Origin of the sequence: Pseudomonas mosselii, from assembly GCF_003205295.1 — a bacterium.
Lineage (GTDB): Bacteria > Pseudomonadota > Gammaproteobacteria > Pseudomonadales > Pseudomonadaceae > Aquipseudomonas > Aquipseudomonas mosselii_B.
Genome location: NZ_QJRP01000008.1, coordinates 1 through 18,527, shown reverse-complemented (window position 1 = coordinate 18,527; position 18,527 = coordinate 1). Strand labels below are relative to the sequence as shown.

The 18,527-nt window shown below is 65.2% G+C and carries 17 protein-coding genes; 16 read left to right on the top strand and 1 reads right to left on the bottom strand.

Going from position 1 to position 18,527, the window contains the following annotated elements:
- Positions 1-238 precede the first annotated feature (238 nt).
- From mraZ to lpxC, 16 genes are all read left to right on the top strand, one after another.
- A complete protein-coding gene (gene mraZ, locus DMX06_RS10370; protein ID WP_011535546.1) occupies positions 239-694 on the top strand; it encodes a division/cell wall cluster transcriptional repressor MraZ in 456 nt (151 codons plus the stop codon).
- Positions 691-1,638, top strand: coding sequence for a 16S rRNA (cytosine(1402)-N(4))-methyltransferase RsmH (gene rsmH / locus DMX06_RS10365; RefSeq protein WP_110736725.1), 948 nt, complete (start codon positions 691-693; stop codon positions 1,636-1,638). Before mraZ ends, rsmH begins: the two co-directional genes overlap by 4 nt.
- Positions 1,635-1,928, top strand: a complete 294-nt coding sequence (gene ftsL, locus DMX06_RS10360) for a cell division protein FtsL (RefSeq protein ID WP_028689746.1) — start codon at positions 1,635-1,637, stop codon at positions 1,926-1,928. The genes rsmH and ftsL overlap by 4 nt, the downstream gene beginning before the upstream one ends.
- The gene (locus DMX06_RS10355) at positions 1,928-3,655 is read left to right on the top strand and encodes a peptidoglycan D,D-transpeptidase FtsI family protein (RefSeq protein WP_181427808.1); all 1,728 of its coding nucleotides are present in this window, start codon (positions 1,928-1,930) and stop codon (positions 3,653-3,655) included. Before ftsL ends, DMX06_RS10355 begins: the two co-directional genes overlap by 1 nt.
- A complete protein-coding gene (locus DMX06_RS10350) occupies positions 3,655-5,118 on the top strand; it encodes a UDP-N-acetylmuramoyl-L-alanyl-D-glutamate--2,6-diaminopimelate ligase (RefSeq protein ID WP_110736722.1) in 1,464 nt (487 codons plus the stop codon). The genes DMX06_RS10355 and DMX06_RS10350 overlap by 1 nt, the downstream gene beginning before the upstream one ends.
- Entirely contained in the window at positions 5,111-6,478 is a 1,368-nt protein-coding gene (locus DMX06_RS10345; protein ID WP_110736720.1) for a UDP-N-acetylmuramoyl-tripeptide--D-alanyl-D-alanine ligase, read from the top strand. Before DMX06_RS10350 ends, DMX06_RS10345 begins: the two co-directional genes overlap by 8 nt.
- Complete coding sequence (mraY, locus tag DMX06_RS10340) at positions 6,478-7,560, top strand: phospho-N-acetylmuramoyl-pentapeptide-transferase (RefSeq protein WP_110736719.1); 1,083 nt, start codon at positions 6,478-6,480, stop codon at positions 7,558-7,560. Before DMX06_RS10345 ends, mraY begins: the two co-directional genes overlap by 1 nt.
- Before the next feature lie 6 nt (positions 7,561-7,566).
- Complete coding sequence (gene murD / locus DMX06_RS10335) at positions 7,567-8,913, top strand: UDP-N-acetylmuramoyl-L-alanine--D-glutamate ligase (RefSeq protein WP_110736717.1); 1,347 nt, start codon at positions 7,567-7,569, stop codon at positions 8,911-8,913.
- Positions 8,910-10,124 carry a putative lipid II flippase FtsW gene (gene ftsW / locus DMX06_RS10330; protein WP_110736716.1) on the top strand — a complete coding sequence of 405 codons (1,215 nt, stop codon included), beginning with the start codon at positions 8,910-8,912 and terminating at the stop codon, positions 10,122-10,124. The genes murD and ftsW overlap by 4 nt, the downstream gene beginning before the upstream one ends.
- A complete protein-coding gene (murG, locus tag DMX06_RS10325) occupies positions 10,114-11,193 on the top strand; it encodes an undecaprenyldiphospho-muramoylpentapeptide beta-N-acetylglucosaminyltransferase (protein WP_110736714.1) in 1,080 nt (359 codons plus the stop codon). Before ftsW ends, murG begins: the two co-directional genes overlap by 11 nt.
- Positions 11,186-12,634, top strand: a complete 1,449-nt coding sequence (gene murC, locus DMX06_RS10320; protein ID WP_110736712.1) for a UDP-N-acetylmuramate--L-alanine ligase — start codon at positions 11,186-11,188, stop codon at positions 12,632-12,634. The genes murG and murC overlap by 8 nt, the downstream gene beginning before the upstream one ends.
- Positions 12,631-13,587 (top strand): D-alanine--D-alanine ligase, encoded by a 957-nt coding sequence (locus DMX06_RS10315; RefSeq protein WP_110736710.1) that lies wholly within the window; start codon positions 12,631-12,633, stop codon positions 13,585-13,587. Before murC ends, DMX06_RS10315 begins: the two co-directional genes overlap by 4 nt.
- 6 nt (positions 13,588-13,593) lie before the next feature.
- Positions 13,594-14,463 (top strand): cell division protein FtsQ/DivIB, encoded by an 870-nt coding sequence (locus DMX06_RS10310; protein WP_110736708.1) that lies wholly within the window; start codon positions 13,594-13,596, stop codon positions 14,461-14,463.
- Positions 14,464-14,477: 14 nt separating this feature from the next.
- Complete coding sequence (gene ftsA, locus DMX06_RS10305) at positions 14,478-15,746, top strand: cell division protein FtsA (RefSeq protein WP_028689735.1); 1,269 nt, start codon at positions 14,478-14,480, stop codon at positions 15,744-15,746.
- Positions 15,747-15,801: 55 nt separating this feature from the next.
- Positions 15,802-16,998 (top strand): cell division protein FtsZ, encoded by a 1,197-nt coding sequence (gene ftsZ, locus DMX06_RS10300; RefSeq protein WP_016395521.1) that lies wholly within the window; start codon positions 15,802-15,804, stop codon positions 16,996-16,998.
- 112 nt (positions 16,999-17,110) lie between these two features.
- A complete protein-coding gene (gene lpxC / locus DMX06_RS10295; protein WP_110736706.1) occupies positions 17,111-18,022 on the top strand; it encodes a UDP-3-O-acyl-N-acetylglucosamine deacetylase in 912 nt (303 codons plus the stop codon).
- Between the two features lie 88 nt (positions 18,023-18,110).
- On the opposite strand, the gene DMX06_RS10290 is transcribed toward lpxC, so the two are convergent.
- A partial coding sequence (locus DMX06_RS10290) for a DUF721 domain-containing protein (protein WP_110736705.1) occupies positions 18,111-18,527 on the bottom strand: 417 nt, incomplete at its 5' end.

Here is an 18,527-nt window from a genome sequence, read left to right as displayed (position 1 = left end):
TCACTTTAACTTCGCACTCTATCCGCTTGAGTGTGTTTGATTTTTCCCGTCAGTTTTCTTCTCCGGCAATCCTTCCACCTTCCTTTGTTGCGCTAAATCGCCGTCCTGTAAGGGATTTCCTTATGAACGTGCCTTGACGGTGTGGCGGACGGATTCCTATAGTGTGCGCAAGTGGCAGAAAGTGGGATGAAGTGGGTTTTCTGGCACAAAAAAGCTAACATTGTGGGGAATCGCAGCCGTGTTCCGCGGAGCCAACGCCGTCAGCCTCGATGCCAAGGGCCGTCTCGCCATGCCGAGCCGGTACCGTGACGAGCTCGATTCGCGTTGCAATGGTCAGTTAATCGTGACCATCGACGCCGTTGACCCCTGCTTGTGTGTTTATCCCCTCGACGAGTGGGAACAGATAGAAGCCAAGTTGCGCGCCTTGCCGTCGTTGCGTGAGGAAAACCGCCGCCTGCAGCGTTTGCTGATCGGCAATGCGGTTGACCTGGAGCTCGATGGCAGTGGGCGTTTCCTGGTGCCGCCACGCCTGCGTGAGTACGCCAAGCTGGACAAGAAGGCGATGCTGGTGGGGCAACTGAACAAATTCCAGCTGTGGGACGAGGATGCCTGGAACGCGGTTTCGGCAGCCGACCTTGCAGCTATTCAACAACCGGGCGCCATGCCCGATGATTTGCGTGACCTGATCCTGTGACCATAGATAGCGGCTTCAACCACATCACCGTCCTCCTCGACGAAGCCGTCGAGGCCTTGGCCCTGCGCGCCGACGGTTGCTATCTGGACGGCACCTTCGGGCGTGGCGGCCACAGTCGCCTGATCCTCAGCAAGCTCGGGCCGCAAGGGCGGCTGCTGGGGTTCGACAAGGATCCACAGGCGATTGCCACCGGGCAAGCGCTGGCGGCCGAAGACGGCCGCTTTGTCATTGTGCAACGCAGCTTTGCCGAGCTGGGCGACGAAGTGCGCGCGCGCGACCTGGACGGCAAGGTCAGCGGTATCCTGCTCGACCTGGGCGTGTCCTCGCCACAGCTGGACGACCCCGAGCGCGGGTTCAGCTTCCTTAACGACGGCCCGCTGGACATGCGCATGAACCCCGATCAGGGCATCAGCGCCGCCGAGTTCATTGCCACCGCCCCGGCCGAAGAAATTGCCCGTGTGTTCAAGGAATACGGCGAGGAGCGTTTCGCCGGGCGCATGGCGCGTGCGGTGGTCGAGCGTCGCGAGAAGCAGCCGTTCACCCGTACCGCCGACCTGGCCGAAGTGCTCAAGGTCGCCAACCCGGCCTGGGAAAAGGGCAAGAACCCGGCAACCCGCGCCTTCCAGGGCCTGCGCATTCACGTCAACAACGAACTGGGCGATCTCGAGACGGGCCTTGAAGCCGCGCTCGATGCCCTCGAAGTGGGCGGTCGCCTGGCAGTGATCAGCTTCCACTCGCTGGAAGACCGTATCGTCAAACTGTTCATGCGCAAGCTGGTCAAGGGCGAGGCGGACAACCTGCCGCGCAACCTGCCGGTACAGCACAAGACCTTCGAACCGAAGATAAAGCTCATCGGCAAGGCGCAGTTCGCCTCCGAGGCCGAGCTCAAGGCCAACCCGCGGTCGCGCAGCGCCGTGATGCGGGTGGCGGAGAAGTTGCGGTGAGCCGGCTGTTTGCCAAACCTTTGCCAGGCGGAAGCTTCCTGATGCTTCTGCTGTTCGTCGCCGTCCTGATTTCGGCCATCGCCGTCTCCTACAGCGCCCACTGGAACCGCCAGTTGCTCAACACCCTGTACGGTGAATTGAGCGAGCGCGACAAGGCTCAGGCCGAGTGGGGGCGGCTGATCCTCGAACAAAGCACCTGGACCGCCTCCAGCCGTATCGAGAGCCTGGCCTCCGAGCAGCTCAAGATGCGCGTGCCCGCGGCGGACGAAGTGCGGATGGTGGCGCCATGATGAAGCTCGAGGGCGCGCTCTACCCCTGGCGGTTCAGGGTGGTGATCGGCTTGCTGGCGCTGATGGTCGGCGCCATCTGCTGGCGCATCATCGACCTGCAGGTGGTCGACCGTGACTTCCTCAAGGGGCAGGGCGATGCCCGCAGCCTGCGTCATATCCCCATTCCCGCGCACCGTGGCCTGATCACCGACCGCAACGGCGAGCCGCTGGCCGTCAGTACCCCGGTCACCACCCTGTGGGCCAACCCCAAGGAAATGCAGGCGGCCAAGGAGCGCTGGCCGCAGCTGGCCGCCGCGCTCGGGCAGAACCCGCAGCAGCTGACCGAGCGTCTCACCCAGCAGGCCAGCAAGGAATTCATCTACCTGGTCCGCGGCCTGACCCCGGAACAGGGCCAGCACGTGCTCGACCTGAAGGTGCCGGGCGTCTACGGCCTGGAAGAGTTCCGTCGCTTCTATCCGGCCGGCGACGTCACCGCGCATATGGTCGGCTTCACCGATCTGGACGACCATGGCCGTGAAGGCGTCGAGCTGGCCTACGACGAATGGCTCGCCGGGGTGCCCGGCAAGCGACAGGTGATCAAGGACCGGCGCGGCCGGCTGATCAAGGACATCCAGGTAACCAAGAACGCCAAGGCCGGCAAGACCTTGGCGTTGTCGATAGACCTGCGCCTGCAATACCTGGCCACCCGCGAACTGCGCAACGCCATCGCCGAACAGGAAGCCAAGGCCGGCAGCCTGGTGATCATGGACGTCAAGACCGGCGAGGTCCTGGCCATGGTCAACCAGCCGACCTACAACCCGAACAACCGCCGCAGCATGTTCCCGGCGGCCATGCGCAACCGGGCGATCATCGATGTCTTCGAGCCTGGCTCGACGGTCAAACCGATCTCCATGAGCGCGGCGCTGCAGAGTGGCCGCTGGAAACCCACCGACAAGGTCGAGGTGTATCCGGGCAGCCTGCAGATCGGCCGCTACACCATCAAGGACGTGTCCAGGAGCGAGGGCCCGATCCTCGACCTAACCGGCATCCTGATCAACTCGTCCAACGTCGGCATGAGCAAGATCGCCTTCGATATCGGTGGCGAGGCCATCTATCGGGTGATGTCCCAGGTCGGCCTGGGCCAGTACACCGGCCTCGGCTTCCCGGGAGAGCGCGTCGGCAACCTGCCCAACCATCGTGAGTGGCGCAAGGCCGAAACCGCGACCCTGTCGTATGGCTACGGCGTGTCGGTGACCGCCCTGCAACTGGTGCATGCCTACGCCGCGCTGGCCAACGACGGCAAGATGGTGCCGCTGTCGATCCTCAAGGTCGACAAGGCGCCGGAAGCCGTGCAGGCCATCCCCAGGGAAACAGCCGAAACCGTGCAGGCCATGCTGCAGCAGGTGATCGAGGCGCCGCGTGGGGTGTTCCGCGCCCAGGTGCCGTTCTACCACGTAGGCGGCAAGTCGGGTACCGCGCGCAAGGCCACCGTCGGCTCCAAGGGCTACACCGAGAACGCCTACCGATCGCTGTTCGCCGGCTTCGGCCCGATGAGCGACCCGCGCTACGCCATCGTCGTGGTCATCGACGAGCCGAGCAAGGGTGGCTACTTCGGCGGCCTGGTCTCGGCCCCCGTATTCAGCAAAGTGATGTCGGGCACCCTGCGCCTGATGAATGTACCGCCGGACAACCTGCCGCCTTCGACGCAGCAAGCCAGCGCAGTACCCGCCAAGGGAGGGCGAGGTTGATGACGATGCCATTGAGCAAATTGTTCGCCCATGCCAGCCGCGATCCGTTGATCCGCGAGCTGACCCTGGACAGCCGCGCGGTGCGTCCGGGCGACCTGTTCCTGGCCGTGCCGGGGGCCAAGGTCGATGGCCGCGCGCACATCGCCGATGCCTTGGCCCGTGGCGCCGCCGCGGTGGCCTACGAAGAGCAGGGCGCCAGCGTGCTGCCGCTCACCGATGCGCCGCTGATTCCGGTCAAGGGCCTGATCGGTCAGTTGTCGCAGATCGCCGGGCGCTTCTATGGCGAGCCGAGCCGTCAGCTCGACCTGGTCGGCGTGACCGGCACCAACGGCAAGACCAGCGTGACCCAGTTGCTGGCTCAGGCACTTGACGCCCTGGGCAAGCGCTGTGGCCTGATCGGCACCCTCGGCACCGGCTTTTATGGCGAGCTGCAGAGCGGCCGCCTGACCACACCGGACCCGATCGCCGTGCAATCGACCTTGAACGACCTGAAGAAGGGCGGGGCCAAGGCCGTGGCCATGGAGGTATCCTCCCATGCGCTCGAGCAGGGTCGGGTCGCCGCACTGGACTTCGATATCGCGGTAATGACCAACCTGTCCCGCGACCACCTGGACTACCACGGCAGCATGGAGGCCTACGAGGCCGCCAAGGCCAAGCTGTTCGCCTGGTCGAGCCTGCGTGCCCGGGTGGTCAACCTGGATGATGACTTTGGGCGTCGCCTGGCAGATGCTCCTGCCACATCGCGTCTGATCAGCTACAGCCTGCAGGATTCGGCGGCGACGCTGTTCTGCAAAGAGGCTGCCTTCAACGATGATGGCGTGCGCGCGGTGATCGTCACCCCGCAGGGCGAGCATGTCTTGCGCAGCCGCCTGCTGGGGCGTTTCAACCTGAGCAACATGCTGGCGGCGGTAGCCACGCTGATGGCGCTGGATTACCCGCTGGATGAAATTCTCAAGGTCGCCCCGCAACTGCATGGGCCGGTCGGCCGCATGCAGCGCCTGGGTGGCGGTGACAAACCGTTGGTGGTGGTCGATTACGCCCACACCCCGGATGCCCTGGAGAAAGTACTCGAAGCCCTGCGTCCGCACGCTCACGGCAAGCTGCTGTGCCTGTTCGGCTGTGGTGGCGATCGTGACGCCGGCAAGCGCCCGCTGATGGCCGAAGTGGCCGAGCGCCTGGCCGACCGAGTGCTGGTAACCGACGACAACCCGCGTACCGAAGACCCCCTGCGGATCTTCGACGATATTCGTCCCGGTTTCGCCCGGCCTGCTGCCGTCGCGTTCGTCGCTGGCCGTGGCGTGGCCATTGCCCAGCTGATCGCCAGTGCCAGTGCCGACGACGTGATCGTCCTGGCTGGCAAGGGGCACGAGGATTACCAGGAGATCAATGGCCAGCGCCATGACTTCTCCGACCTGGTCGAAGCCGACAAGGCACTTGCAGCCTGGGAGGCGCCACATGCTTAAGCCGATGATCCTCAGCCAGCTGACAGGCGTCCTGAATGCGCGCCTTGCAGGCGCCGACGCCAGCTTCACCGGCGTGAGCATCGACAGCCGCACCGTCGCTGCCGGCCAGCTGTTCGTCGCCCTGACCGGCCCGCGCTTCGATGGCCACGACTACCTGGCCGACGTGAAGGCCAAAGGCGCCGTCGCCGCGCTGGTCGAGCGTGAAGTCACCGATGTCGACCTGCCGCAGCTGCTGGTCGCCGACTGTCGCGTCGCCCTTGGCCAGCTCGGCGCCCTGAACCGTGCCGCCTTCGACAAGCCGGTGGTGGCCATCACCGGTTCCAGCGGCAAGACCACGGTCAAGGAAATGCTCGCCGCGATCCTGCGTACCCGCGGGCCGGTGCATGCCACCCGGGGCAACCTGAACAACGACCTCGGCGCACCGCTGACATTGCTGGAGATCGCTCCGGAGCACAGCGCTGCGGTGATCGAGCTGGGCGCATCGCGCATTGGCGAGATTCGCTACACCGTCGGCCTGACCCAGCCGCAGGTGGTCATCATCAATAACGCCGGCACCGCCCATGTCGGTGAGTTCGGCGGCCCGGAGAAGATCGTCGAAGCCAAGGGCGAGATTCTCGAAGGCCTGGGCGAGGACGGCACGGCCATCCTCAACCTGGCCGACAAGGCGTTCGACATCTGGCGCAAGCGGGCGGGCGCCCATCGGATCTTCAGTTTCGCCCTGGACAACCCGCAGGCGGACTTCCACGCCAGCGACATCGGGCGCGACGCCCGTGGCTGCCCGTCGTTCACCCTGCACGGCCCGACCGGCAGCGTCCCGGTGCAGCTGAACCTGCTCGGCACCCACAACGTCAGCAACGCCCTGGCCGCCGCCGCCGCCGCCCATGCCGTTGGTCTGAGCCTGAGCGGCATCGCCGCCGGCCTTGTCGCCGTGCAACCGGTCAAGGGCCGCACCGTGGCGCAGATCGCGCCCAACGGCGTGCGGGTCATCGACGACAGCTACAACGCAAATCCCACCTCGATGTGCGCCGCCATTGATATACTCGCCGGCTTTTCCGGACGCACCGTTCTGGTGCTCGGGGATATCGGCGAGCTGGGGCAATGGGCCGAGGAAGGTCACCGCCAGGTGGGCGACTACGCCCGCGGCAAGGTCGACGCGCTGTACGCGGTGGGCACCAACATGGCCCATGCGGTCAAGGCGTTCGGCGCCAATGGCCGCCATTTCGCTACTCAAGCTGAGCTGATCGCTGCCGTTGGCGCCGAGAATGCCAGCGACACCACTATCTTGATCAAGGGCTCGCGCAGCGCTGCGATGGAAAACGTCGTGGCCGCACTGTGTGGTGCCAGCGGGGAGAAACATTAATGCTGCTGCTGTTGGCTGAGTATCTGCAACAGTTCCACAAGGGCTTCGCGGTCTTCCAGTACCTGTCCCTGCGCGGGATCCTGGGTGTGCTGACCGCGCTGTCCCTGGCCCTGTGGCTGGGCCCGTGGATGATCCGTACCCTGCAGATTCGCCAGATCGGTCAGGCCGTGCGCAACGACGGCCCGCAATCGCACCTGTCCAAGTCCGGCACCCCGACCATGGGCGGCGCGCTGATCCTGTCGGCCATCGCCATCAGCACCTTGCTGTGGGCCGACCTGTCCAACCGCTATGTGTGGGTGGTCTTGATCGTCACCCTGGCGTTCGGCGCCATCGGCTGGGTCGACGACTACCGCAAGGTGATCGAGAAGAACTCCCGTGGCCTGCCGAGCCGCTGGAAGTACTTCTGGCAATCGGTGTTCGGCCTGGCCGCTGCGATCTTCCTGTACAAGACCGCGCCCACCAGCGTCGAGACCACGCTGATCATCCCGATGCTCAAGGACCTGGCGATTCCGCTGGGCGCTGGGTTCATCGTGCTGACCTATTTCGTCATCGTCGGCTCGAGCAACGCGGTCAACCTGACCGACGGCCTCGATGGCCTGGCGATCATGCCGACGGTGATGGTTGGTGGCGCCCTGGGTATCTTCTGCTACCTGTCGGGCAACGTGAAGTTTGCTGAATACCTGCTGATCCCGTACGTGCCTGGCGCGGGCGAGCTGATCGTGTTCTGCGGCGCGCTGATCGGCGCCGGTCTGGGCTTCCTGTGGTTCAACACCTACCCGGCCCAGGTGTTCATGGGCGACGTCGGCGCCCTGGCGCTGGGTGCGGCCCTGGGCACCATCGCGGTGATCGTTCGCCAGGAGATCGTCCTGTTCATCATGGGCGGCGTGTTCGTGATGGAAACCCTGTCGGTGGTCATCCAGGTGGCTTCGTTCAAGCTCACCGGCAAGCGCGTGTTCCGCATGGCGCCGATCCATCACCACTTTGAACTCAAGGGTTGGCCCGAGCCACGGGTGATCGTCCGCTTCTGGATCATCACCGTGATTCTGGTGCTGATTGGCCTTGCCACCCTGAAACTGAGGTAAACGAGCGTGTCACTGATCGCTTCCGACCAATTCCGCATCGTTGTCGGCCTCGGCAAGAGCGGCATGTCCCTGGTTCGCTTCCTGGCGAACCGGGGCATTGCCTTTGCGGTCGCCGACACCCGCGAGCAACCGCCGGAACTGGACACCCTGCGCCGTGAGTACCCGCAGGTGGAAGTGCGCTGTGGCGAGCTGGATGTGGACTTCCTGTGCCGGGCCAACGAGCTGTACGTGAGCCCTGGCCTGGCCTTGGCCACGCCTGCCCTGCAGCAGGCCGCCGCGCGTGGCGTGAAGCTGTCCGGCGACATCGAACTGTTCGCCCGCCATGCCAGGGCACCGATCGTTGCTATCAGCGGTTCCAACGCCAAGAGCACCGTCACCACCCTGGTTGGCGAGATGGCCGCCAAGGCAGGCAAACGTGTGGCTGTCGGTGGCAACCTCGGCACCCCGGCCCTTGACCTGCTGGCCGATGACGTCGAGCTGTACGTGCTGGAGCTGTCGAGCTTCCAGCTGGAGACCACCGACCAGCTCAACGCCGAAGTGGCCACCGTGCTGAACATCAGCGAAGACCACATGGACCGCTACAGCGGCCTGCCGGCCTATCACCTGGCCAAGCACCGGATCTTCCGTGGTGCCCGCCAGGTGGTGGTCAACCGCCAGGATGCCCTGAGCCGTCCGTTGCCGGTCGAAGGCCGTCCGAGCTGGAGCTTCGGACTCAACGCGCCGGACTTCAAGGCCTTTGGCCTGCGCGAGGTCGAGGCCGAGAAGTACCTGGCGTTCGAATTCAAGACGCTCATGCCGGTGCGTGAGCTGAAGATCCGTGGCGCCCATAACCAGAGCAACGCCCTGGCCGCGCTGGCCCTCGGCCACGCTGTCGGCTTGCCGTTCGCGCCGATGCTCGACGCCCTGCGCGAGTTCAAGGGCCTGGCCCATCGCTGCCAATGGGTGCGCGAGCGCAACGGGGTGAACTGGTACGACGATTCCAAGGCCACCAACGTCGGTGCCGCCCTGGCGGCCATCGAAGGCCTGGGTGCCGATATCGAAGGCAAACTGGTGCTGATTGCCGGTGGCGATGGCAAGGGCGCCGACTTCGCCGCATTGCGCGAGCCGGTGGCTCAACACTGTCGGGCCGTGGTGCTGCTTGGTCGTGACGCCGAGCGTCTGGCTGAAACCTTGGGCGATGCCGTGGCGCAAGTCCGGGTCAAGACCCTCGAGGAAGCTGTACAGCGTTGCGCCGAGCTGGCCCAGCCGGGTGACGCGGTCCTGCTGTCGCCAGCCTGCGCCAGCCTGGACATGTTCAAGAATTTCGAAGAGCGCGGGCGCCTGTTCGCCCAGGCGGCGGAGGGGCTGGCATGATCTTCGGCATCCTCAAACCGTATCCGTCGCCGCTGATCAGCGGCCGTGGCATCGACCTCGACTTCCCGCTGCTGGCCGGTTGCCTGGCGCTGCTCGGCCTGGGCCTGGTGATGATCACCTCGGCCTCGTCGGAAGTGGCAGCGGTGCAGTCGGGCAACCCGCTGTACCACATGTTCCGCCACCTGGTGTACGTCACCCTCGGCCTGGGCGCCGGGGTGCTGACCATGCTGGTGCCGATCGCCACCTGGCAGCGCATGGGCTTTCTCATGCTGATCGGCGCCTTCGGCCTGCTGGTGCTGGTGCTGGTGCCGGGCATCGGCCGCGAGGTGAACGGCTCGATGCGCTGGATCGGCTTCAGCTTCTTCAACGTGCAGCCGTCGGAGATCGCCAAGGTCTTCGTGGTCATCTACCTCGCCGGCTACCTGGTACGCCGGCAGACCGAGGTGCGCGAGAGCTGGATGGGCTTCTTCAAGCCGTTCATCGTGCTGCTGCCGATGGCCGGCCTGCTGCTGATGGAGCCGGACTTCGGCGCCACGGTGGTGATGATGGGCGCTGCGGCGGCCATGTTGTTCCTCGGCGGGGTGGGGTTGTTCCGTTTCTCGCTGATGGTGGTGCTGGCGGTCATTTCTGTGGTGGTGCTGGTCCAGGCCCAGCCGTACCGCATGGCGCGCCTGATCACCTTCACCGACCCCTGGTCCGACCAGTTCGGCTCCGGCTACCAGTTGACCCAGGCGCTGATCGCCTTCGGCCGCGGCGAGTGGCTGGGCGTGGGCCTGGGCAACAGCGTGCAGAAGCAGTTCTACCTGCCCGAGGCGCACACCGACTTCGTGTTCTCGGTACTGGCCGAAGAGCTGGGCGTGGTCGGCTCGCTGCTGACCATCGCGCTGTTCGTCTTCATTACCGTGCGCGCGCTTTACATCGGCCTGTGGGCCGAGAAGGCCAAGCAGTTCTTCGCCGCCTACATGGCCTTTGGCCTGTCGTTCCTGTGGATCGGCCAGTTCCTGATCAACATCGGCGTGAACGTCGGCCTGTTGCCGACCAAGGGCCTGACCCTGCCGTTCCTCAGCTACGGAGGTAGCTCGCTGGTGATCTGCTGCGCCTGCGTAGGGCTGTTGCTGCGGATCGAGTGGGAGAGTCGCACGCACCTGGGCAGCGAGGAGCACGAATTCAAGGAGAGCGATTTTGCCGAGGAGACCAGTCATGGCCGCTGACGGCAAGAACATCCTGATCATGGCCGGCGGTACCGGGGGCCACGTGTTCCCGGCCCTGGCCTGCGCCCGCGAGTTCCAGGCCCGTGGCTACAGTGTGCACTGGCTGGGCACCCCGCGTGGCATCGAGAACGAACTGGTACCCCAGGCCGGCCTGCCGCTGCACCTGATCCAGGTCACCGGCCTGCGTGGCAAGGGCAAGCTGTCGCTGCTCAAGGCGCCATTCACCCTGGTCAAGGCCGTGCTGCAGGCGCGGCGCATCGTGCGTGAGCTCAAGCCGGTTTGCGTGGTCGGCTTCGGTGGCTATGTGACCGGCCCCGGCGGTGTTGCCGCCCGGTTGTGTGGGGTGCCGCTGGTGATCCACGAGCAGAATGCCCGCGCCGGCACCACCAATCGCCTGCTGCTGCCGTTGGCCGCGCGTGTCTGCGAAGCCTTCCCGGACACCTTCGCCGCCAGCGACAAGCTGCGTACCACCGGTAATCCGGTGCGTCCGGAGCTGTTCATGGACGCGGCGCGCGCGCCCCTGGCCGAGCGCCGTGCGCGCTTGCTGGTCATGGGCGGCAGCCTGGGTGCGGAACCATTGAACAAATTGTTGCCTAAGGCCCTGTCCGAAGTGCCGGAAAACCTGCGCCCCGAGGTGTTCCACCAGGCCGGGAAGAACCATGCCCCCGTCACCGCCGAGCGGTATCACGAGGCGGGTGTCGAGGCCCAGGTCGAACCGTTCATCAAGGACATGGCCCATGCCTATGGCTGGGCCGATATGGTGGTGTGTCGGGCCGGCGCCCTGACCGTCAGCGAACTCGCGGCGGCGGGCCTGCCCTCGATGCTGGTGCCCTTGCCCCATGCCATCGACGACCACCAGACCCACAACGCCCAATACCTGGCTCGCGAAGGTGCCGCCTTCCTGATGCCACAAGCGACTACTGGCGCAGCGCAGCTCGCTGAACGCCTGAACGAGGTGCTGATGCAACCCGAGAAACTCAACGCCATGGCCGGCACCGCCCGCCGCCTGGCCAAACCTGGCGCAACCAGCACCGTGGTCGATATCTGCCTGGAGGTGGCCCATGGTTGAGAGCCAGAAAGCCATGCCCCACCCGAAAATGGGCCGTATCCGTCGCATCCACTTCGTCGGTATCGGCGGCGTGGGCATGTGCGGCATCGCCGAAGTGCTGCTGAACCTGGGCTATGAAGTGTCCGGTTCCGACCTGAAAGAGTCGCCGGTTACCCAGCGTCTGCAGTCGTTCGGCGCGCAGATCTTCGTCGGCCACCGCGCCGAGAACGCGGCCAACGCCGACGTGCTGGTGGTGTCGAGCGCGATCAACCCGGCCAACCCTGAAGTCGCCACTGCCCTGGAGCGGCGTATTCCCGTGGTGCCGCGCGCCGAGATGCTCGCCGAGCTGATGCGCTATCGCCACGGCGTGGCCGTTGCCGGCACCCACGGCAAGACCACCACCACCAGCCTGCTGGCCTCGGTGTTCGCCGCCGGTGGCCTGGACCCGACCTTCGTCATCGGCGGTCGCCTGACTGCGGCCGGCACCAACGCGCAGCTGGGCACCAGCCGCTACCTGATCGCCGAGGCCGACGAGAGCGACGCCAGCTTCCTGCACCTGCAGCCGATGGTTGCCGTGGTCACCAATATCGACGCCGACCACATGGCCACCTACGAGGGCGACTTCAACAAGCTGAAGAAGACCTTCGTCGAATTCCTGCACAACCTGCCGTTCTACGGCCTGGCGGTGATGTGCCTGGACGACCCGGTGGTGCGCGAGATCCTGCCGCAGGTCAAGCGTCCGACCGTGACCTACGGCTTCAGCGAAGAGGCCGATATCCGCGCCATCAACGTGCGCCAGCAGGGCATGCAGACCCACTTCACCGTGCTGCGCCGTGACTGCGAGCCGCTCGAGGTGTCGGTGAACATGCCGGGCAACCACAACGTGCTCAACGCCCTGGCCACCATCGCCATCGCCACCGACGAAGGCATCAGCGACGAAGCCATCGTCCAGGGCCTTTCGGGCTTCCAGGGTGTCGGTCGACGCTTTCAGGTGTACGGCGAGCTGCCGGTCGACGGCGGCAGCGTGATGCTGGTCGATGACTACGGCCATCACCCGACCGAAGTCGCCGCGGTGATCAAGGCCGTGCGTGGTGGCTGGCCGAGCCGTCGCCTGGTGATCGTCTACCAGCCGCACCGCTACAGCCGCACCCGCGACCTGTACGACGACTTCGTGCAGGTGCTGGGCGATGCCAACGTGCTGCTGCTGATGGAGGTCTACCCGGCCGGCGAAGAGCCGATCCCCGGCGCCGACAGCCGCCAGCTGTGTCACAGCATCCGCCAGCGCGGCAAGCTCGACCCGATCTACATCGAACGTGGTGCGGAGCTCGCGCCACTGGTCAAGCCGCTGCTGCGCGCCGGCGACATCCTGATCTGCCAGGGTGCCGGTGATGTCGGCGGCCTGGCCCCGCAACTGATGAAAAGCCCGCTGTTCGCTGGCGCCAAGCAGGAGAAGTCGAAATGACCAGCGCCTACGACACGCTGCACTCCACCCTCGACGTCAAGGCCTTCGGCCGCGTCGCCGTGCTGTACGGCGGCAAGAGCGCCGAGCGCGAGGTTTCGCTCAAGTCGGGCAAGGCCGTGATCGAGGCGCTGACCAGCGCCGGTGTCGACGTGGTCGCCATCGATGTCGGTGACGACCTGCTGGATCGCCTGCAGCGCGAGAAGATCGACCGCGCCTTCATCATCCTCCACGGCCGTGGCGGCGAGGATGGCAGCATGCAGGGCCTGCTCGAGTGCCTGGGGATTCCCTACACCGGCAGTGGCATCCTCGCCTCGGCGCTGGCCATGGACAAGCTGCGCACCAAGCAGGTGTGGCAGAGCCTGGGCATCCCGACCCCGCGTCACGCGGTACTGGGCAGCGAGCAGGACTGCATTGGCGCCAGTGCGGAACTGGGCTTCCCGTTGATCGTCAAACCTGCCCATGAAGGTTCGAGCATCGGCATGGCCAAGGTGAACAGCGAGCAGGAGCTGGTCGCTGCCTGGAAAGACGCCGCCAAGTACGATTCGCAGGTACTGGTCGAGCAGTGGATCCACGGCCCGGAGTTCACCGTCGCCGTATTGCGTGGCCAGGTGTTGCCGCCGATCGCGCTGGGCACCCCGCACGTGTTCTACGACTACGACGCCAAGTACATCGCCAATGACACCCAGTACCGCATTCCGTGCGGCCTGGACAGTGCCAAGGAACAAGAGCTGATCGACCTGACCGCGCGCGCCTGCGATGCCGTTGGCATCGAGGGCTGGGGCCGTCTGGACGTGATGCAGGACGAGCAGGGCCGGTTCTGGCTGCTCGAGGTCAACACCGCACCGGGCATGACCGACCATAGCCTGGTGCCCATGGCGGCCCGCGCCGCCGGCCTGGACTTCCAGCAGCTGGTGCTGGCGATCCTGGCCGACAGCGTAGCGAAGCGAGGTTAACAAGCCATGCAAGGCGCGATGATACGTCAGCAACCACCCGTTACCGGCCGCAGCAAGCCGGTGCCGCGTGGTGCCAGCCGACTGGTGGCCGACGAGCCCGTATCGGCGCGCCTGCCACGGCCAAGCTTCGGCGGCCTCAAGCGCCTGCTGTGGCCGGTATTGCTGGTGGCTGCGGGCTTTGGCGCCTATGAGGGCGCCATCCGCCTGATGCCGTACGCCGACCGGCCGATCACCAAGATCGACGTGCAGGGCGACCTCAGCTACATCAGCCAGCAGTCGGTGCAGCAGCGGATCGCCCCCTATGTGGCGGCGAGCTTCTTCACCGTCGACCTGGCGGCGATGCGCGTGGAACTGGAACAGATGCCCTGGATCGCCCACGCCGAAGTGCGCCGGGTGTGGCCGGACGAGGTGGTCATCCGCCTGGAAGAACAGTTGCCGGTGGCGCGCTGGGGCGACGAGGCCTTGCTCAACAACCAGGGCCAGGCCTTCACCCCGCGCGAGCTGGCCAACTACGAGCACCTGCCGCAGCTGTTCGGGCCGCAGCGCGCTCAGCAACAAGTCATGCAGCAGTATCAGGTATTGAGCCAGATGCTGCGCCCCATGGGTTTTTCCATCGCTCGCCTGGAGCTGCGCGAGCGAGGCAGCTGGTTCCTGACCACCGGTGCGGGCAGTGCCGGTCCGGGTGTCGAGCTGCTGCTGGGGCGCGACCACCTGGTGGAGAAGATGCGCCGTTTCATTGCCATTTACGACAAATCGCTTAAAGACCAGATCACCAATATCGCCCGCATCGATCTGCGTTACTCCAACGGACTTGCCGTTGGTTGGCGGGAACCGAATGCACCGACGACGGCCCAACCCGCCGTTGCGAAGAATTAGAGAGAGGCAGGACCATGGCAAACGCGCATAGCGGCAAAATGATCGTCGGGCTGGACATCGGCACCTCCAAGGTGGTGGCGCTGGTGGGTGAGGTCGGCGAGGACGGTACCCTGGAGATCGTCGGGATCGGCACCCATCCGTCCCGCGGCCTGAAGAAGGGCGTGGTGGTGAACATCGAATCGACCGTGCAGTCGATCCAGCGCGCCGTCGAAGAGGCCCAGCTGATGGCCGGCTGCCGCATCCACTCGGCGTTCGTCGGCGTGGCCGGCAATCACATCCGCAGCCTGAACTCCCACGGCATCGTCGCCATCCGCGACCGCGAAGTCAGCACCGCCGACCTCGAGCGCGTGCTCGACGCCGCTCAGGCCGTGGCCATTCCGGCTGACCAGCGGGTGCTGCACACCCTGCCGCAGGACTACGTGATCGACAACCAGGAAGGCGTGCGCGAGCCCCTGGGCATGTCGGGCGTGCGCCTGGAGGCCAAGGTCCATGTGGTCACCTGCGCGGTCAACGCCGCACAGAACATCGAGAAGTGCGTGCGCCGCTGCGGCCTGGAAATCGACGACATCATCCTCGAGCAGCTGGCCTCGGCCTACTCGGTGCTGACCGACGACGAGAAAGAGCTGGGTGTGTGCCTGGTGGACATCGGCGGCGGCACCACCGACATCGCCATCTTCACCGAGGGCGCGATCCGTCACACCGCGGTGATCCCGATCGCCGGCGATCAGGTCACCAACGACATCGCCATGGCCCTGCGCACCCCCACGCAGTATGCCGAGGAAATCAAGATCCGCTACGCCTGCGCCCTGGCCAAGCTGGCCGGCGCCGGCGAGACCATCAAGGTGCCAAGTGTCGGCGACCGCCCGCCGCGCGAGCTGTCGCGTCAGGCCCTGGCCGAAGTGGTGGAGCCGCGTTACGACGAGCTGTTCACCCTGATCCAGGCCGAACTGCGTCGCAGCGGCTTCGAGGACCTGGTGCCGGCCGGCATCGTCCTCACCGGCGGCACCGCGAAGATGGAAGGCGCCGTGGAACTGGCCGAGGAGATCTTCCACATGCCGGTACGCCTGGGCGTGCCGCACAGCGTTCGGGGCCTGAGCGACGTGGTGCGCAACCCGATCTATTCCACCGGTGTGGGCCTGCTCACCTACGGGCTGCAGAAGCAGTCCGAGGATCCGTCCCTGACCGGTATCAGCAACAGCAACAGCAGCAACAACAGCTATGGCGATGAACCGAAGGGCCCTGTGCTTGAACGACTCAAGCGTTGGGTCCAGAGCAACTTCTAAGTTTCAAAGCAGTAGTGGTAGGCGCGACAACTAGAGAACTGTAAGGAGAGGGAAAATGTTCGAGCTCGTAGACAACGTCCCGCAAAGTCCGGTCATCAAGGTGATCGGCGTTGGCGGTGGCGGCGGCAACGCCGTCAACCACATGGTCAAGAGCAGCATCGAAGGCGTGGAATTCATCTGCGCCAACACCGATGCTCAGGCGCTGAAAAACATCGGTGCCCGTACCATCCTGCAACTGGGCACTGGCGTGACCAAGGGGCTGGGTGCCGGCGCCAATCCGGAAGTCGGCCGTCAGGCCGCGCTGGAAGACCGTGAGCGCATCGCCGAGGTGCTGCAGGGCACCAACATGGTGTTCATCACCACCGGCATGGGCGGCGGTACCGGTACCGGCGCGGCGCCGATCATCGCCGAAGTGGCCAAGGAAATGGGCATCCTCACCGTTGCGGTGGTGACCCGTCCGTTCCCGTTCGAGGGCCGCAAGCGCATGCAGATCGCCGACGAAGGCATCCGCATGCTGGCTGAAAGCGTCGACTCGCTGATCACCATCCCCAACGAGAAGCTGCTGACCATCCTGGGCAAGGATGCAAGCCTGCTGTCCGCCTTCGCCAAGGCCGACGACGTGCTGGCCGGTGCCGTTCGCGGTATCTCCGACATCATCAAGCGTCCGGGCATGATCAACGTCGACTTCGCCGACGTGCGCACCGTGATGGGCGAGATGGGCATGGCGATGATGGGGACCGGTTGCGCCAGCGGCCCGAACCGTGCGCGTGAAGCCACCGAGGCGGCGATCCGCAACCCGCTGCTTGAGGACGTCAACCTGCAGGGCGCCCGCGGCATCCTGGTGAACATCACCGCAGGTCCGGACTTGTCGCTGGGCGAGTACTCCGACGTGGGTAGCATCATCGAAGCCTTCGCCTCCGACCACGCGATGGTCAAGGTCGGCACCGTGATCGACCCGGACATGCGCGACGAGCTGCACGTGACCGTGGTGGCCACTGGCCTGGGCGCGCGCATCGAGAAACCGGTCAAGGTGGTCGACAATACCCTGCAGACCGCTCAGCAGGCGTACGAGGCTTCCAACCCGGCCCCGGTTCGCCAGGAGCAGTCGGCGGTCAACTACCGTGACCTGGAGCGTCCGACCGTGATGCGCAACCAGGCCCACGCGGGTGCGGCGGCGGCAGCTAAACTCAACCCTCAGGATGATCTGGACTACCTGGATATCCCGGCGTTCCTGCGTCGTCAGGCCGATTAATGGAATTTATCAGGGGTATTAGGGTGATTGGTGTTCAGCAAAGGCCGGGTCTGTTATCATCCCCAGCCTTTGTTGATACCTGTTCGCAATTTGCGCTGAAGCGGCCAATGCCATGATTAGACAACGCACCCTGAAGAATACCATCCGTGCCACAGGTGTCGGCCTGCACTCCGGGGAGAAGGTCTACCTGACCCTCAAGCCTGCGCCTGTCGACACCGGCATCGTCTTCCGTCGCGCCGACCTCGACCCTGTGGTCGAAATCCCGGCGCGCGCGGCCAACGTCGGTGAGACCACCATGTCCACGACATTGGTCAACGGTGACGTCAAAGTCGATACGGTCGAGCACCTGCTCTCCGCCATGGCGGGCCTGGGCATCGATAACGCCTACGTCGAGCTCTCCGCCTCGGAAGTGCCGATCATGGATGGCAGCGCCGGACCCTTCGTATTCCTGATCCAATCGGCCGGCCTGGAAGAACAGGACGCAGCCAAGAAGTTCATCCGCATCCTGCGCGAAGTGACAGTGGAAGAGGGCGACAAGCGCGCCACTTTCCTGCCTTTCGACGGGTTCAAGGTGAGCTTCGAGATCGACTTCGATCACCCGGTCCTCAAGGGCCAGACCCAGAGCGCGGTCGTCGACTTCTCCAGTACCTCGTTCGTCAAGGAAGTCAGCCGTGCCCGCACGTTCGGCTTCATGCGTGACATCGAGTACCTGCGCAAGCACAACCTTGCGCTGGGCGGCAGCGTGGAGAATGCCATCGTGGTCGACGAAGATGGCGTGCTCAACGAAGACGGTCTTCGTTCCGAAGACGAGTTCGTCAAGCACAAGATCCTCGACGCCATCGGCGACCTTTATCTGCTGGGCAACAGCCTGATCGGCGAGTTCAAGGGCTACAAGTCCGGGCACGCGCTGAACAACCAGCTGCTGCGCAAGCTGATCGCTGAAACCGACGCTTGGGAAGTGGTCACCTTCGAAGATGCCAGCACGGCACCGATCTCGTACATGCGCCCTGTTGCGGCCGTGTAAGTTCGAACACTCTCTCTAGTGATTAAGGCCACCTTCGGGTGGCCTTTTTTATGGCGGGTTGCCCATCAATCTTTGGTTTTTCGGGCGGTCAATCCTTGGCCTGCGCATGGGACGCCAGACGCTCCAACGCGGCCTTGAGCTTGGGGTCACTGATCCCCTCGGCCGAGCCGCGGATGCTGTCGGCGGCAGATTCCGACAGTTCAGGCCCATGACCTTCACGCTTCGCCGAGACCAGCGGCGGCTGTACCTTGAACTGGATGCGGCTCAGGTTGGCGAACGCCTCCATGGCGTGCAGCTGGCGTTGAAGGCGCTTCTGCTGGTAGCGCAGGCGGGTGGCCCAGTGGCCGTCGGTCACCACCAGCAACAAAGTCCCTTCCTTCCAGGAGGCCACGTGGCAGTGCTCGCGGGCGGCCGGTTGCAGCTGGCTTTCCAGCAGGCGCTGCAGGTGCTCGAGGCGCTCGGCCTGGTTGAGCAGCAGGCGCAGCGGCCGGGCCTTGCGCAGCAG

What these genes read in the sequence shown, in the direction of transcription:
- DMX06_RS10355 (WP_181427808.1), top strand. Translation starts at nt 1,928, where the DNA reads ATGAAGCTCGAGGGCGCGCTCTACCCCTGGCGGTTCAGGGTGGTGATC.
- DMX06_RS10350 (WP_110736722.1), top strand. Translation starts at nt 3,655, where the DNA reads ATGACGATGCCATTGAGCAAATTGTTCGCCCATGCCAGCCGCGATCCG.
- DMX06_RS10345 (WP_110736720.1), top strand. Translation starts at nt 5,111, where the DNA reads ATGCTTAAGCCGATGATCCTCAGCCAGCTGACAGGCGTCCTGAATGCG.
- mraY (WP_110736719.1), top strand. Translation starts at nt 6,478, where the DNA reads ATGCTGCTGCTGTTGGCTGAGTATCTGCAACAGTTCCACAAGGGCTTC.
- ftsW (WP_110736716.1), top strand. Translation starts at nt 8,910, where the DNA reads ATGATCTTCGGCATCCTCAAACCGTATCCGTCGCCGCTGATCAGCGGC.
- murG (WP_110736714.1), top strand. Translation starts at nt 10,114, where the DNA reads ATGGCCGCTGACGGCAAGAACATCCTGATCATGGCCGGCGGTACCGGG.
- murC (WP_110736712.1), top strand. Translation starts at nt 11,186, where the DNA reads ATGGTTGAGAGCCAGAAAGCCATGCCCCACCCGAAAATGGGCCGTATC.
- DMX06_RS10315 (WP_110736710.1), top strand. Translation starts at nt 12,631, where the DNA reads ATGACCAGCGCCTACGACACGCTGCACTCCACCCTCGACGTCAAGGCC.
- DMX06_RS10310 (WP_110736708.1), top strand. Translation starts at nt 13,594, where the DNA reads ATGCAAGGCGCGATGATACGTCAGCAACCACCCGTTACCGGCCGCAGC.
- ftsA (WP_028689735.1), top strand. Translation starts at nt 14,478, where the DNA reads ATGGCAAACGCGCATAGCGGCAAAATGATCGTCGGGCTGGACATCGGC.
- ftsZ (WP_016395521.1), top strand. Translation starts at nt 15,802, where the DNA reads ATGTTCGAGCTCGTAGACAACGTCCCGCAAAGTCCGGTCATCAAGGTG.
- lpxC (WP_110736706.1), top strand. Translation starts at nt 17,111, where the DNA reads ATGATTAGACAACGCACCCTGAAGAATACCATCCGTGCCACAGGTGTC.